The 14,785-nt window shown below is 37.3% G+C and carries 11 protein-coding genes; 9 read left to right on the top strand and 2 right to left on the bottom strand.

Going from position 1 to position 14,785, the window contains the following annotated elements; all coding sequences use genetic code 11:
- Positions 1-290 precede the first annotated feature (290 nt).
- The 9 genes from C1724_RS08590 to C1724_RS08550 all read left to right on the top strand — a co-directional run bounded on the left by C1724_RS08590 (position 291) and on the right by C1724_RS08550 (position 12,445).
- Entirely contained in the window at positions 291-1,484 is a 1,194-nt protein-coding gene (locus tag C1724_RS08590) for a 2-hydroxyacyl-CoA dehydratase subunit D (RefSeq protein WP_180994186.1), read from the top strand.
- The gene (locus tag C1724_RS08585; RefSeq protein ID WP_102346263.1) at positions 1,481-2,791 is read left to right on the top strand and encodes a 2-hydroxyacyl-CoA dehydratase subunit D; all 1,311 of its coding nucleotides are present in this window, start codon (positions 1,481-1,483) and stop codon (positions 2,789-2,791) included. The genes C1724_RS08590 and C1724_RS08585 overlap by 4 nt, the downstream gene beginning before the upstream one ends.
- Positions 2,785-4,005: a CaiB/BaiF CoA transferase family protein gene (locus C1724_RS08580; RefSeq protein ID WP_102346262.1), complete on the top strand. Its 1,221-nt coding sequence runs from the start codon at positions 2,785-2,787 to the stop codon at positions 4,003-4,005. Before C1724_RS08585 ends, C1724_RS08580 begins: the two co-directional genes overlap by 7 nt.
- 95 nt (positions 4,006-4,100) lie before the next feature.
- Positions 4,101-5,723, top strand: coding sequence for an ABC transporter substrate-binding protein (locus C1724_RS08575; RefSeq protein WP_102346261.1), 1,623 nt, complete (start codon positions 4,101-4,103; stop codon positions 5,721-5,723).
- A 76-nt stretch (positions 5,724-5,799) separates the two neighbouring features.
- Positions 5,800-6,909, top strand: coding sequence for a CapA family protein (locus tag C1724_RS08570; RefSeq protein ID WP_102346260.1), 1,110 nt, complete (start codon positions 5,800-5,802; stop codon positions 6,907-6,909).
- A gap of 12 nt (positions 6,910-6,921) precedes the next feature.
- Positions 6,922-8,028: a CapA family protein gene (locus C1724_RS08565; protein WP_102346259.1), complete on the top strand. Its 1,107-nt coding sequence runs from the start codon at positions 6,922-6,924 to the stop codon at positions 8,026-8,028.
- 47 nt (positions 8,029-8,075) lie between these two features.
- Complete coding sequence (locus tag C1724_RS08560; protein ID WP_102346258.1) at positions 8,076-9,803, top strand: CocE/NonD family hydrolase; 1,728 nt, start codon at positions 8,076-8,078, stop codon at positions 9,801-9,803.
- Between the two features lie 75 nt (positions 9,804-9,878).
- Positions 9,879-10,700: an alpha/beta fold hydrolase gene (locus C1724_RS08555; RefSeq protein ID WP_102346257.1), complete on the top strand. Its 822-nt coding sequence runs from the start codon at positions 9,879-9,881 to the stop codon at positions 10,698-10,700.
- 131 nt (positions 10,701-10,831) lie between these two features.
- Positions 10,832-12,445, top strand: a complete 1,614-nt coding sequence (locus C1724_RS08550) for an MDR family MFS transporter (RefSeq protein WP_102346256.1) — start codon at positions 10,832-10,834, stop codon at positions 12,443-12,445.
- A 271-nt stretch (positions 12,446-12,716) separates the two neighbouring features.
- On the opposite strand, the gene C1724_RS08545 is transcribed toward C1724_RS08550, so the two are convergent.
- Positions 12,717-13,415, bottom strand: a complete 699-nt coding sequence (locus C1724_RS08545; RefSeq protein ID WP_102346255.1) for a helix-turn-helix transcriptional regulator — start codon at positions 13,413-13,415, stop codon at positions 12,717-12,719.
- 128 nt (positions 13,416-13,543) lie between these two features.
- Positions 13,544-14,575, bottom strand: coding sequence for a LacI family DNA-binding transcriptional regulator (locus C1724_RS08540; protein WP_102346254.1), 1,032 nt, complete (start codon positions 14,573-14,575; stop codon positions 13,544-13,546).
- Positions 14,576-14,785 lie beyond the last annotated feature (210 nt).

Below are 14,785 nucleotides of genomic sequence, written 5' to 3'. Positions count from 1 at the left end.
ACTAGAATTATATTTTAACTTCGTTGATATGATCAAAAGGTAGTCCATTAAACTCCCAAACCCCTTTTATTTCTTAATAAATGAACAAATGTTCGTACGTATCCGCAAACACTAAAATCTACTAGTCTTATGACAATAATCACTACACACTCCCCCAAATAGGGGGGGAGTTCACATCTTTATGGGGGTATACTACATACACATATTTAGTTAACATTGAAATATAAGGAAGCCAATATAAGGGAAATTAAAGCAATAATTTAAACCTTTTAAATGGAGGGGTTATGAACGTGAGCATTGAACAAAATTCTGAACACAGTGTACTTAAGGAAATTTCCAAAATATATTCTACCCCTGATGAAATTGCACTTTATAGCAGTCAAAAGGACAAAAAAATAATAGGTTATCTTGGGAATGATATTCCCGTAGAATTACTCATTGCAGCAGGATGTCATCCTATTCAAATTCGTGGGCGTTTTGATAAAGATCCTCATACTGCAAATCAATATCTTGAAAGTGGATTTGATCCACGTGTAAAAATGCAGATGGGACAGATTATAGATGGATCATATGGTTTCCTAGAACACCTAATTGTTACAAATTCATCTGACGCCATTATTCGTATCTATTATTATTTACGTGCTTTAAAAGAAACGGATCCAAACATCAACTTACCAGAATTGTACTTTTACGATTTCTTACATTCAAAATTAAGAAATGCTAGTTTATACAATCTTGATAGAACACGTGAACTTATACAAGAGTTAGAAAAATGGTGCGATAAGACTATAAGTGATACGGATTTAGTTAATGCAATTAAGTTATGTAATGAAACTCGTAGATTACTAAAGAGATTTTCAGAACTAAGAGGACCTGAAGTTTCATACATAAATGGTGTTCAAGCACAACAAGTTATCGGTGCATCCCATTTAATTCCACGCGAAGAGTACAATCAGTTATTAAAAACTTTCTTAGAGGATGCCGAACAGCTTATTCCTATAGAAGGTCCTCGTATTTTCGTTTCAGGCAGCACGCATGAGCACATTGAGTTTTATGAAATGGTAGAGTCATTTGGAGCCATAATTGTTGGTGAGGATCATGATATTAGTATTAGAAATTATATAGAAGAAATCGATACGGATCCAGAACCATTAGAAGCTATTGTTGATTATTATCATATAAAACGGTCACTGCCATCTTCACAATCAACCGTATCTGAACGAGTTTACTCGATTGTAAAAAATGTAAGCGCTACAAATTCTCAGGGTGTTATCTTCTTTATACATCACGCAGACGATGCGCCTTCATGGGATTATCCAGAACAAAAGAAAGCTCTTGAAGCGATGGGGGTTCCAGTCCTTTTAATAGACCGCCAGCAATATCACTTAGTGAATAAAGACCAAGTTGCTGATAAAGTAAAAGACTTTATAAATTTGTTAAACGAAAAACAAAAGGCTGAAACTGTACGGGAGGAAATAAAATGAGTGAAGATAAAAAAGTAATGACTAGAGATACAGGGAAAGCAAGTGTTAAGCGGTTAAAGACACCGACAGTAGCAACAGCTTATCAAAAAAAATGGTTTCAGGATTTAAGAGAAAAAGTAGAACAAGGTGAACCCTTTGCATTTGTGAATGCGGATGTACCACAAGAGATCTTTCGTGCAATGGACATACCATATGTTGTGAATCAATGGTGGTCATCCGTCTGTTCGGCCAAACAAATGTCACCGTATTATTTAGATTTATTAAATGAACACGGTTACCGTCAAGATTTATGTCGTTATTGTTCACTCTCATTGGCAACTTCGTTTGACCCTAACCCCGAAAATGGTCCATGGGGCGGCTTACCTAAACCTACAGTAGCAGTAACTAGATTAACATGTGACTCACAAGCGAAAATTTTCGAATTATGGTCAAAGAAATTAGATGTCCCATTTTACCCGTTAGAAAATACGGTTCCACGAGCAATACCAACTAATTGGTGGGATAAAGTCTCCCATAATTGGGATGAGTTATTTGAACCGCACCGAATGGACTATATGGTTGAAGATTTTAAGGGGCTTATCCGTTTTCTTGAATTGCATACTGGTAAAACCTTTAGCGAAGTTAAGTTTAAACAGGTTATGAAACTTGTTAATGAGCAGGCTGAATATAACCGAAAAACGAGGGATTTAATAGCTGAAACCATTCCTTCTCCAGTAAGCATAACTGATACGGTTCCTGCTGTTATGGTGCCGCAATGGCAACGGGGTACACAGTGGGCTGTTGATATGGCGAAATCATTATACGAAGAGGTGAAAGAACTGGTTGATCGTAAGAAAAGTGTATGCGAAAAAGAAAATGTTCGTCTTATGTGGCTTGGACGTGGTTTATGGTTTAATTTAGGTTTTTATCAGCATTTTGAAGAGAAATATGGTGCTGCATTTATATGGTCGATTTACCTTGGATTAGCTGCTGATGGTTATCCGAGATATGGAGAAGATCCATTGCGTACGCTAGTTAGTCGTTCTGTCGGTATGGAAGATATGTTGCATATGCCTCCTTGGAATAGCGACTGGTATGTAAAAGAAGCAAAGCATAATGGGATTGATGGTGTTGTTCATTTAATATCTGATAGTTGTACGCAAGCAGCTGGCGGTACTTATTTTGTAAAAAAAGCATTTGAAGAAGCTGGAATTCCAATCTTGCAATTGCGAGCAGATCCTGTTGATTCACGTGGCTGGGATAATTCAGCGATGACAGCACAATTAGAAGATTTCATAGAAAATAAAATAGGAGTGAAACAATGTTAAAAAAAGGTGCTTTAGACGGTGTAGTAGTATTAGATTTTACACAATTTGAATCAGGGACAGTTTGTACACAAACATTAGCGTGGTTAGGAGCTACAGTTATTAAACTAGAAAGACCGGGTACAGGTGAGCAAGGAAGAGGTGCATCAAGGGATCGTCCTAATGAAGATTCCTATGGATTTCTTATCTTAAATAATAATAAGAAATCGGTAACTGTCGATGTGAAAAAGCCTGAAGGCAGAGATTTAGTGTTAAAGATGGTGAAGAAAGCGGATGTCTTTATCGAAAATTTCTCCCCAGGTGTGATAGAACGTTTAGGTTTTGATTATGAAACACTGCGCGATATTAATCCTAGAGTGATTTACGCCCAAATTAAAGGGTTTGGTACGGATGGACCTTATGCCAATTTTCCAGCTTTTGATGCAATTGGTCAAGCCGCGGGTGGTGTAATGAGTATAACGGGTGAACAGGATGGTCCACCTATGCATGCAGGAGCGAATATTGCTGATAGTGGAGCAGGGTATCATTGTGCAATAGCTGTTCTTGCAGCTCTATTTCAACGTACTGTAACAGGTGAGGGACAAAAAGTTGAAGTTACCATGCAAGATGTGATGATAAATTTCAGCCGTTCTGCCTGGGCGAGACAATTACTAACTGGAAAGGAAGCACCACGTGTAGGAAATGAAATGCCAATGGCAGGAGTAGCTCCATGTAATGTCTATCCTTGTCAGCCAGGTGGTCAGAATGATTATGTCTTTGTCTACACGTCTAGATGGCCAGGTAGCCCCCAATGGAGAAATCTTCTAAAAGTTATTGGTCGTGAAGATTTAATCGAGGACCCACGGTTTGCGACACCAGAAAGTCGTTATGAACACCGACATGAAGTGGATCAATTAATTAGCACATGGACCAGTCAGAGAACGAAATATGAAGCTATGGAAGCTCTTGGTAATGCAAGTGTGCCAGCAAGTGCTGTTTTATCGACAACAGATTTAAGTGTGGATGAATATTTAAGAGAGCGCGGTATGATTATTGAAGTCGATCATCCAATTAGAGGAAAACTAGTAATGCCTGGTAACTCTATAAGATTATCAGATTCTAATGTTCAAATAGAACCATCACCTCTTCTTGGTCAACATAATGAAGAGGTTTATGAGAAATTATTTGAATTTTCAGAAGGTGAATTAAACGAATTAAAGAACAAGGGGGTGATTTAGTTTAATCATCCTTTTGAAAGCATTTTGTAAAAAATATGAGTTTAAGGTGCCGAGATTTGTTTTAAGTAAATTAAGATTTATTAAAGGGGGATATTATGAAGAATAGGAAAATTAACAGCCTACCATTCACGATCTTACTATTGTCATTGATTTTGCTATTAACTGTAACAGCTTGTAGCAATAAAACGAATTCTCCTCAAGAATCAACAGATCCAACAAATAGCCCAGACTCAACTGAACAAACTACTAGTAATAATGGTGGAGATTTAAAACTTGCGATATCAGGTGGAGGGCAAGCTCTAGCACCAGCATCGGAGCTAAGGGCTATTTCGGATGTTATTATTTCAGGTACTGCATTGGAGAAATTGGGAAAGTATGACTCTGAAGGTAAAATGCAACCACTTTTAGCTAAGAGCTGGGAAGAAAATTCAGATGAATTAACGATTACATTTGAGCTTAATCAAGGAATCCAGTTTCATGATGGAACTGATTTTAATGCAGAGACAGTCAAGTGGAATATTGAACAGTTTATGGAAGCTGGACGCGGAGAATTGAATGGTATTAAAGCTGTTGAAGTATTGGGAGATTATACTGTTCAAGTTCAATTAGAAGAATGGAATAGTAGTATGTTAAATAACATTTGTCATTTTATTCCGATATCCTCTCCAACTGCCTATGAAACGAACGGGAAAGATTGGGTGAAGGATAATCCAATCGGTACTGGACCTTTCAAATTTGTAAGTTGGACAAAAGACCAATCAGTTGTTTTTGAGAAGAACCCCAATTATTGGCAGGAAGGGAAACCTTACCTTGATAGTGTCACATTTTATTTTATGGTAGATGATACAACGGCGACTGCAGCATTACAAGCTGGCGAGGTTCAAGGTATTGTTGGCGCAGAGCCGCTTTCAGCTAATACTATGAAAAATGTAGATGGTTTTAACGTGAAAATTTTAACAACAGGTTTAGGTGCCCTTGGGAGAGGAATCATTAGTGATAGTGCCGATCCGCAATCACCATTTGCTGATCCACTAGTTCGAAAAGCGGTTTCATATGCAATCGATCGAGAAGCAATTGTTGAGATGTTGTATTATGGCAATGCGATCGCCTCTAACCAATGGGGGGTACCTGGATCACCAAGCTATAATAATGATGTTGCTATCACCTATGATCCTGAGAAAGCAAAGGAACTGCTTAAAGAAGCAGGATATCCAAATGGATTTAACACAAAATTAACTGTAAGCAATGGACCTTCGGATGTTAACTTAGCAACGGCTATTCAAGGCTTTTTAGGGGAAGTCGGCATAAATGTTGAACTGAACACAGTAGATAATGCTTTCTTCAGAGAATTAACAACATCTGCTAATAACCAACCTTGGGATGGTCTTGTTCAGTACAATCATCGTGGTGATTACGATTTGGGAACATATATGCCAAGAAATTTCTCACCACAAGCTACAACATATGGTCATCACCTAAAGCATGAAGATGAAATCGTATCTCTATTTGCAGAAGCAAGAAAAGCAAAAGATTCGGAACAGTTATCAGAAATCTCAAATAATATTCAAAAGCTAGTCTCTGAAGACTATGCATTGGCTACATTTATTTTAGTAGAAGGTGTACCTTTTATTGTTCATGATTCTGTTAAGGATACTGGAATAAATGTTGGGCATGGTTCAGAGTGGACTCCTGAAAACGCAAAACTAGAAGATAAGTAGATTTATAAAAAATGGGGCAAAGTTCTGGCCCCATTTTAATATCAATTTATGAAAACTATTAAGAGAGGTAATAATCATGGATAAAATCAGCTTATTAAATGTAGCAGATATCATCCTTGCATCTAACTCAGAGCCGTTATTTTCTGATGTTAAACCGACTCTATTAAATGGGGATGTTGTTGTTGGTCAGTTAGAGGTTCCTTACACAACCCGCCACCAAAATGCAATTAAGTTAGATCGTCCTCCAGAAAGTCTTCAACCACTTGTAAGTTGTGGTTTTGACTTGGTAACACTAGCAGGCAATCATTTAATGGACGCTGGTGTTGAAGGTGTTGAGGATACGACTCAATGGCTTCGTGATCATGGCATTCATTATGTTGGTGCGGGAATGAATATAAAAGAAGCAAGACAATCGGTGATCATTGACCATAAGGGTACAAGAATTGGTTATCTTAACTACAATTGTGTTGGGCCAGAGGAAACATGGGCTGGTACGGATAAGCCTGGCTGTGCATATGTGAAAATTATTACCCATTATGAACTTGATCATGCAACCCCGGGTGGCCCTCCTAGTGTTTATACATGGGCGGAGCGGAGTTCACTAGAGACAATGAAAGCAGACATACAAGCCTTAAGAGAACAATGTGATGTACTTGTTGTAGCCTTACATAAAGGGCTAGGCCATACTCCGGTCAAAATAGCAGATTATGAGAAAGAAGTTTCGTACGCAGCAGTCGACGCTGGTGCCGATTTAATTGTGGGGCACCATGCACATATTTTAAGAGGAATAGAGTTTTATAAGGGTAAACCTATTTTCCACGGTTTATGTAATTTTGTAGCATATGCTCCAATTTTAGCAGCAAACTCTGGAGATGCGTGGGCTAAACGACGCAGAGAATTATTTGGATTTGAACCTGACCCAGACTATCCGACTTATCCATTTCACCCAGAAGCCATTTATACGATGATCGCCCAATGCGTGATTGAAGATGGAAAAATAATAGAAACAAGTTATATACCGCTAATCATTGATAAAGAATCCAGACCATTGGTGATGAAAAATGATAGTGATGGTCAACGTGTGTTTAATTATGTCGAAAAGATTACAGCTGAAGCAGGACTAAATGCAGGCTATGCATGGCTTGATGATAGAATTATAGTTTATGAAAAGAATAGGGAAGAATAGGAGGAGGATTTGGTGACAAAAGAAACGATTAATATTTCAATTGTTGGAGATATTATTGTCGGGAAAAATGCAGATTCGTATTTCGAACATGTTCAAGAGGAGCTTAATACGACAGATCTATTAATAGGGCAGTTAGAAGTACCGTACTCCAATAATCATCCAGATTCTATTGAATTAGAAAGAGACCCAGTATATTTGGAATCATTAGTTTCAGCTGGCTTTGATATTCTATCATTGGCAGGCAATCACCTTGCTGATTTTGGAGATCAAGGAATTGCGGATACGATTTCTTGGTTGAAAGAGCATAACATTGCATATGTAGGAGCCGGACAAAACTTAGAAGAAGCGAGACGCCCTGTTATTACTATGCGTCATGGAATAAAAATTGGTGTACTTAAATACAACTGCGTTGGTCCAAAAGAAACATCAGCTGCCGCTAATAAGCCGGGTTGTGCGTACGTAAATATTCTAACTCATTATGAATTAGAACATGCTAATCCTGGAGGACCTCCTAGCATTTACACTCGGGCAGAACCAACTTCATTACAATTGATGAAGGAGGATATAAAGGCTTTACGTCCACATTGTGACATTTTGATTGTCTCTTTTCATAAAGGACTAGTTCATCAACCTGTGAAAATTGCTGATTATGAACAAGAGATATCATATGCAGCCATTGATGCTGGCGCAGATTTAATAGTTGGAGAACATGCTCATTTATTAAAAGGGATTGAAATTTATAAAGGAAAAACAATCTTCCATGGCTTATGTAACTTCGTCGCCTATGTTCCTAGTTTGTTTCCTAAACCCGGTCAGGATGAACAAGCGTGGTCCAATAAAAGAATGGAGTTATTTGGTTTTGTCCCAGACAAAGAGTACCCAACCTATCCATTCCATCCTGAGGCCATTTATACAATTATCGCTAAAGTAAAAGTAGAAGATGGAGAAATTATAAGAACGAGCTTTGTTCCATGTATTGTCAATAAAAAAGGCCAGCCAGTTGTAATGAAACAAGACGATGAAGGTCAAAAAGTTTTTGATTATATGGAACAAATAACTAGTAAAGCTAAGTTAAATGCGAAGTATCAGTGGGATGGAAATGAAATTGTAATTGAATAATTACTCTCTTGGTTTCAACTATAATTTTTGGTTAGGTGGTGTTCTGTTTGGAAAGGTCAATTCGAATGGACCGAAATGTACCGATGAAAATGAGCGATGGGACAATATTAAGGGCTGATATATATCGTCCAGATGATAATGGTCAACACCCAGCAATCTTAATTCGAACACCTTATAGTAAACAACAATTCCGACAAGGATTTTTATATCCTGTTGAGGCTGCCTTTGAAGGATTTAGCGTTGTGATTCAAGATATACGAGGCAGGTATGAATCTGAAGGCGAGTGGAACCGCTTAAAGATGTTCGAAATTGAAGCAATCGATGGGTATGATTCAGTCGAATGGATTGCAGACCAGGAATGGTGTAACGGTAATGTTGGATTAGCGGGTGGCTCTTATCTTGCGGCCATGACTTGGATTGGGGCGATGGCAAACCCACCTCATCTGAAAGCTATATCACCTTGGATTGGGGATATAGCACCTAATATGCAGCCACCGCCACAAACTGGGGTCGTTAATTTTGTAACAGCTGCAAATGCCATTCCAATAACTTCACTTGATTTGATTGACAAACTTGAACAACAAGGCGAGGACGTTTCAGCTTTACGTCAGGATCTAAATCGAATTTTAAAAAATCCAGATGAATTACTGCAATTTTTACCACTTAAAAACATCCCATTAGCTAATAACCAAATTATTCGAGATATGTGGGAAGCTCGTTTGAAACCAGGATCACTAGAAGATCAATATAGTAGAAAAAAGTATGAAAATGTAAAAGTTCCGTGTTTTCATATCGGGGGATGGTTTGATCAATTGGAATGGTCAACATTTGAGAATTTCCAAAACATGCAGGAACGTGGAGGGTCTTCACTTGCTCGTGTTAATCAAATGTTGTTAGTTGGTCCGTGGATGCACGGAGCTCCTAGTAATTTTTTAGGTGAAATATCATTTGGTTTATCAGCTGGTGGTAAAGGTTCGGAAATTCATGAACGTCTACTCAATTTCTTTCGGAAATATTTAATGGAAACGGATGTCGATATTCCGACAGTAAGGTATTTTCGAATGGGGGATAACGAATGGAAGGACGGGGAGTCTTGGCCGCTTCCTGAAACAAGCTGGCAACGATTTTTTCTTCATAGTAATGGGAATGCAAATACGATGTCAGGAGATGGGGAACTAGATCTTCGTGCGCCAGATAATGAAACTCCAGACACTTATATTTATGATCCACATCACCCAGTTCCAACTGTTGGAGGTAAGACGATGGCTACAACGGGTCTACTACCAGGACCTTTCGATCAGGTGCGTATTGCTCAGCGCAATGATGTATTATGTTATACTTCTCACAAACTTGAGGAGGAAGTAGAGGTAACTGGTCCAATCAAGCTACACTTATTTGCATCGACAACAGCAGTTGATACTGATTTTACAGCAAAAATCATTGATGTACACCCAGACGGACGTGCCTTTAATATAGCAGATGGCATACAACGTGCCCGTTTTCGAAATTGGAGCTCTAAACCAGTTTTAGTGGAACCAAGTAAAATCTATGAATATGTGATAGACATGGGTAACACGAGCATTATGTTTAAAAAAGGTCATCGGATTCGTATCGATATATCAAGTAGTAATTTTCCTTGGTATGACCGTAATATGAATACGGGTAATCCAATCGGGGAAGATGAGGTTGGAATAAAGGCAACGCAAACTATTTATCACCAAAAAGATTATGCTTCCTATATTGACTTACCAGTTATACCGAAGTTTATAAGGTAACGCTTCTAAAAAGTAGAGGGTAAAACTAGCAATAATGATGTTTATAAAATTATTTATGTAGAAAGGGGAATAACCATGCCAATCGCAAATGTAAATGGAATCGAGCTTTATTATGAAGAATTTGGGAGTGGAGATAACGTCATTATTTCAGCTCAACAAGATTTTTCTAAAGGTGGCTACCAAGAGATATTAGCTGATAAAGGGTACCATGTTTATACTATTACGTTACGTGGTTATGGAAAGTCTACGCATGTGTTTGAAGATCTTGGTTTTGGGTGGTACCCAACCTGGTCGAATGATATTCGGGAATTTGCTAAATCTCTAGGAATAAGTCAATTTATTTATACAGGTGTTTCTCACGGTGCTGGCGTGGGCTGGCAAATTGCACAAGACGAACCAGAGGTGTTAAAAGCATTTATCTCGGTTGTAGGTGCACCGAATGATCGTGCGGGAGGAGACGTTTCTGAAGCGAGAAGAAAAATGATCGAGGCAGCAGATGCAAATGACCCTACCTACCGACCTCCAGGTATTTACTTGGTGCCGACGAGTGATCCGAAAAGGCTTGCTCGCAGAGAAATTATGAAGAAGGAGAAGGAAGAGCGCTTTATTAGCATGACCAGGGAAGAAAAACTAATCAACCCGCGAAAACCGTTTCCACATGCTAAAACAAATGAAGAACTAGCATTGGAACTAAGTAAGATTCAAGTTCCAACATTATTATTATGTGGATGTCAGGACGATATTTCAAGTGCTGAAATGGGTTTACTCGCGGCTAAGGCAGTTCCAGGAGCAAAAGCAATCTTCTATCAAGACCATAGTCATACTTTATCGAGGGAAATTCCAGAGGAAATCGTCGAAGAAGTCGTACTGTATTTGAACCATCTAGAAAAAAGATAGATTCCCCTTTAAGGTAGCGGGCAAGTGATCAGAAATGAATGATGACATCTAAATATTGATGATGAAATGAATTAAGACTATTTAATGTAAAGGTCATTCGGTTTCTTGGTTTTTCATGAGGAGTGATGTTAATGGAACATTTAAATACGAAACAAAAAGTCATCATTATGCTTTCGATCGTGTCCGCGATGTATTTTGCAGCAGTCAATCAAACCATAGTTGGAACAGCCTTACCTCGAATTGTAGGGGAATTAGGCGGTGTAGAGTACTTCAACTGGGTTTACACCATGTTTATGCTCGCATCAGCAATTTCAGGAATTCTTGTTGGTAAGCTTTCCGATGTATATGGGAGAAAAGTGTTTTTATTAACGGGAATTTCTATATTTTTAGTCGCATCTTTTTTATGTGGATTATCGCAATCTATCATACAATTAATTATTTTTAGAGGGATCCAGGGGTTAGGTGGGGGAATTATTTTATCTACCTCTCATGCAGCTGTAGGAGATCTTTTTCCGCCACGAGAAAGGGGGAAATGGCAGGGATTATTAGTTTCTGGCTTTGGATTGGCTAGTGTTTCCGGACCAACATTAGGAGGTTTTATAGCAGATAGCTTTAATTGGAATTGGATTTTTTGGGCATTTCTTCCGTTCGGAGCTATAGCTTTTATATTAATTTTCTTGTTATTACCAAATACGGGACAAAAGGAAAAAGAACCGGTTGATTACCTTGGTTCGGGAACACTTACAATTTCGTTGATAAGCTTGCTACTTGCTTTTTCTTTGGGAGGAGTTCACTATGCATGGACTTCCTTCCAAACGATAGGTTTGCTAGCAATAGCCTGTATCACCTTTTTTATTTTTATTAAAATAGAATGTAAAGTTAAAAGTCCAGTTGTTCCTCTAAGCTTGTTTAAAAATAAAGTGTTTACATTAGCAAATTTAGCATCATTTTTCACTGCAGCAGGAATGTTTGGAGCGATGATGTATATACCGTTTTTTCTCCAAGGAGTACTAGGAATGTCTGCAACAGTTTCAGGTTTTACAATAATGCCGAAGATGTTGTCGATGGTGATTTCTAGTACTATTTGTGGAATTATCATTAGTAAGTATGGAAAGTATAAATTAATTTCATTGACTGGTATTTTAGCTATTATATTTGGGTTGATATCAATGGCAATAATGGGTCCAGAGACTCCTTACTTCATGATTATCGCCAGTTTAATTATTATGGGCATTGGAATGGGAGCAGCTTTTCCAGTATTTACATTAATAGTCCAAAATGCTGTGGTTCATAAGATGTTAGGTGTGGCAACGTCTACTTCTCAGCTAGCAAGACATTTAGGTTCGACAATCGGTGTTTCGATAATTGGTATTATAATGAATGCCCGTCTTTTGAAAAGTTTTGAACAAGAAAGTAGCACACAACTATTGTTAAATATCCCTAATATGGATGGGCATATTGAACAACAAATAACAAAACTAAAAGACCTCCAAACTTTAGTTGATCCTAAATCGGTAGCCGAAATAAAATCAACAGTACCATCAGAATTTCATGGGTTATTCGCAACAATTGTTGGGGATTTAAGAGGAATGTTAGGATACTCCATTACCGGTGCGCTGTTTGGTTGTGCAGTGCTTGTACTAAGTGGGTTTTTTATTGCCGTTTTTCTTAAAGACGAGCCGCTTCGGACAACTAACGATGAGATAACTGAACAGGAAAAAATTATGATGAAGATGGATCTTTAAGTTAATTCACTTAAAGAAAATGGTATGCGAAATGCCAAGTGTTTCTTTAGAAACACTTGGCAAACCGATGCTTAAAATAAAGGTCTGAAAGCTTAATGTTGATTATAAACCATGTTGATTGGGGCGAAAGCTGCGAGACTCCTGTTTGGAGCAGCGGGATATCCCATGAGACAAATAGGGGCAAAGCGCTGAAGGGACTCACAGCCCGCCGAGCTGATTTTCCGTAAATATCCTAGAGCGGAAATCAACATAGATGTTTAACAGCAACAAATTAAAAAATAATACCTTTCCGCAATAATATGATAGTTGCATGTAATCTATTCATTGCTTTCGTTTTCTTTACAGCAGACTTAATATAATCTTTAACCGTATGTTCACTAATGTTCATTCTTTCTGACATTTCTTTAATACTATTGCCATGGGCGAGTCTTTGCATAACCTCAATCTCACGCTTGCTTAAAGCAACGATAGGGTAATATTGAAACTCACTTTCTAGAACTTTACCAAACATTTTTCCGAATACTGTTAGAGTGGATAGTAAACTCTCGAGTTGTGGTTCAATATCTTTAGTAAATTTAGTAGATACAGTATAACCTACTACATTAGCACTTAAACAAATTGGTATAATCAACATCGAAGAAACTAATGTTGGCACAGCAGAACTGGAGGAATGTGTTAGATAAGTTTCTTTTGAGATGAACTCTGCTTGACGGTTTATAATGGCTGACTGAATGATTGGTAATGTTCTTAAATCATCGCGAACATCTTCTATCGTGTTTAATTCACCATTTTCATCAAGTTGGATGACGCCTTCAGCTGTAAATCCAATTGGAGAAAATCTGAAAAGGAATACATTTTTAATTGGAAACATTTCAATTAAACCACGTATATATAAGATGTGTTTTTCTTCATTAGTGGTGGCTTTATCAATTTTTTTTACGTACTCTTGAAGAGTAATATTATCAATCATTGTTTCCTCACCTTCGTCAAAAAAATTTGAATGTTCAAAAAATAATTATAATAAATTATAAACTAGATTTATAATATAGTGAAGTTTTGAGTGATTTTTATCATGTAACTAATAAAAATAAAGGCTAATCATTCTTTTAGGATTTTACAAGATTCTCTAATAATGAATTCAGTAGAAATAATATTAGAGGGGAGCTGTCCGTAAAGATCAGGTTGTTGAATATACTTTAATAAAGTCTCTGCGGCTTTTTTACCCATATCAAATAGTGGACGTTTAATGACAGTGATAGATGGATCTAAAAGCTTGGTTAATTCATAGTCTTCTACAGCAATTAGTGATACATCATCAGGGTAGCGGATTTTAGCGTCTTTCATCACTTGTAAAAGCTGAGGTAAAAAGGCAGTATGCATACATAGTATCGCGGATATTTCCTTTCTTCTAATTTGTGGCATAAGCAATGAAAGTTCATTTACAATTATTTTATTAGATGATGCATTTGAACGAATAATCAGTTCTTCTTGTAATTCTATATTATGATTAGCAAAGGCTTCACGGAAACCGCCGATAATACCGATATTAGTTGGGATATTTGTTGAACCACATAAAAGAGCGATGTTTCTATGATTAAGTGAAAATAAATAATTCGCTGCTTGCATAACTGCACTATGATAATCAACGGTAATACCTGTAGCGAGACCTGGTATGCTTAATTCGAAAGTTACAACAGGGACGTCTAGAGATTGTAAGTACTCATTTAATTCTTTATCAACTTCAATTGGCGTAGCAAGAATCACGCCATCAAAATGTTGGTAGCTAGTATAGGATTTAATTTTATCTAGAATATTACTTTCACCAATATTACAGAGGCTAAGCATGTACCCATGGTACTCAAATTGGGTGTACATACCATTTAGTATTCTAGAAAATGTAGTAACTTCAAGGTTTACAAAGAATACGATGTTTTTATACTCTTGGGATCTCAAACTTTGTGCAAGCCTATTCGGGATATAACCCAGTTCGTTTATACTGTCCATAATTTTTTGTTTAGTTTTCGGTGAGATGCTACCAGTATTATTAATAGCTCTTGAAACTGTACCTACTCCCACACCAGCATGGTTTGCAACATCAATAATACTAATTTTACTTTTGTTTTTGTGCATTGCATTTCACCACCAAGAAAAATATTGTGTTATCAAGATTTTTAGTATATCAAGGTTGATTTTACTGATAAAAGTAATGACCTTCAAGCAACAATCCATTTTAATTAACAAAATATAGTAAACTGAAAAGTTAACAGAATACTAGTTTTTATAAAAAGAATATAATATTTTAACTAATATGGCAAAGATTCACTTGAAAGTATTCCGAAA

This window comes from Bacillus sp. Marseille-P3661, from assembly GCF_900240995.1.
Classification (GTDB): Bacteria; Bacillota; Bacilli; order Bacillales; family Bacillaceae_J; genus OESV01.
The sequence above is the reverse complement of the archived record's forward strand: the minus strand, read 5'-3'. Positions and strand labels throughout refer to the sequence as shown.

What these genes read in the sequence shown, in the direction of transcription:
- C1724_RS08585 (WP_102346263.1), top strand. Translation starts at nt 1,481, where the DNA reads ATGAGTGAAGATAAAAAAGTAATGACTAGAGATACAGGGAAAGCAAGT.
- C1724_RS08580 (WP_102346262.1), top strand. Translation starts at nt 2,785, where the DNA reads ATGTTAAAAAAAGGTGCTTTAGACGGTGTAGTAGTATTAGATTTTACA.
- C1724_RS08575 (WP_102346261.1), top strand. Translation starts at nt 4,101, where the DNA reads ATGAAGAATAGGAAAATTAACAGCCTACCATTCACGATCTTACTATTG.
- C1724_RS08570 (WP_102346260.1), top strand. Translation starts at nt 5,800, where the DNA reads ATGGATAAAATCAGCTTATTAAATGTAGCAGATATCATCCTTGCATCT.
- C1724_RS08555 (WP_102346257.1), top strand. Translation starts at nt 9,879, where the DNA reads ATGCCAATCGCAAATGTAAATGGAATCGAGCTTTATTATGAAGAATTT.
- C1724_RS08550 (WP_102346256.1), top strand. Translation starts at nt 10,832, where the DNA reads ATGGAACATTTAAATACGAAACAAAAAGTCATCATTATGCTTTCGATC.
- C1724_RS08545 (WP_102346255.1), bottom strand. Translation starts at nt 13,415, where the DNA reads ATGATTGATAATATTACTCTTCAAGAGTACGTAAAAAAAATTGATAAA.
- C1724_RS08540 (WP_102346254.1), bottom strand. Translation starts at nt 14,575, where the DNA reads ATGCACAAAAACAAAAGTAAAATTAGTATTATTGATGTTGCAAACCAT.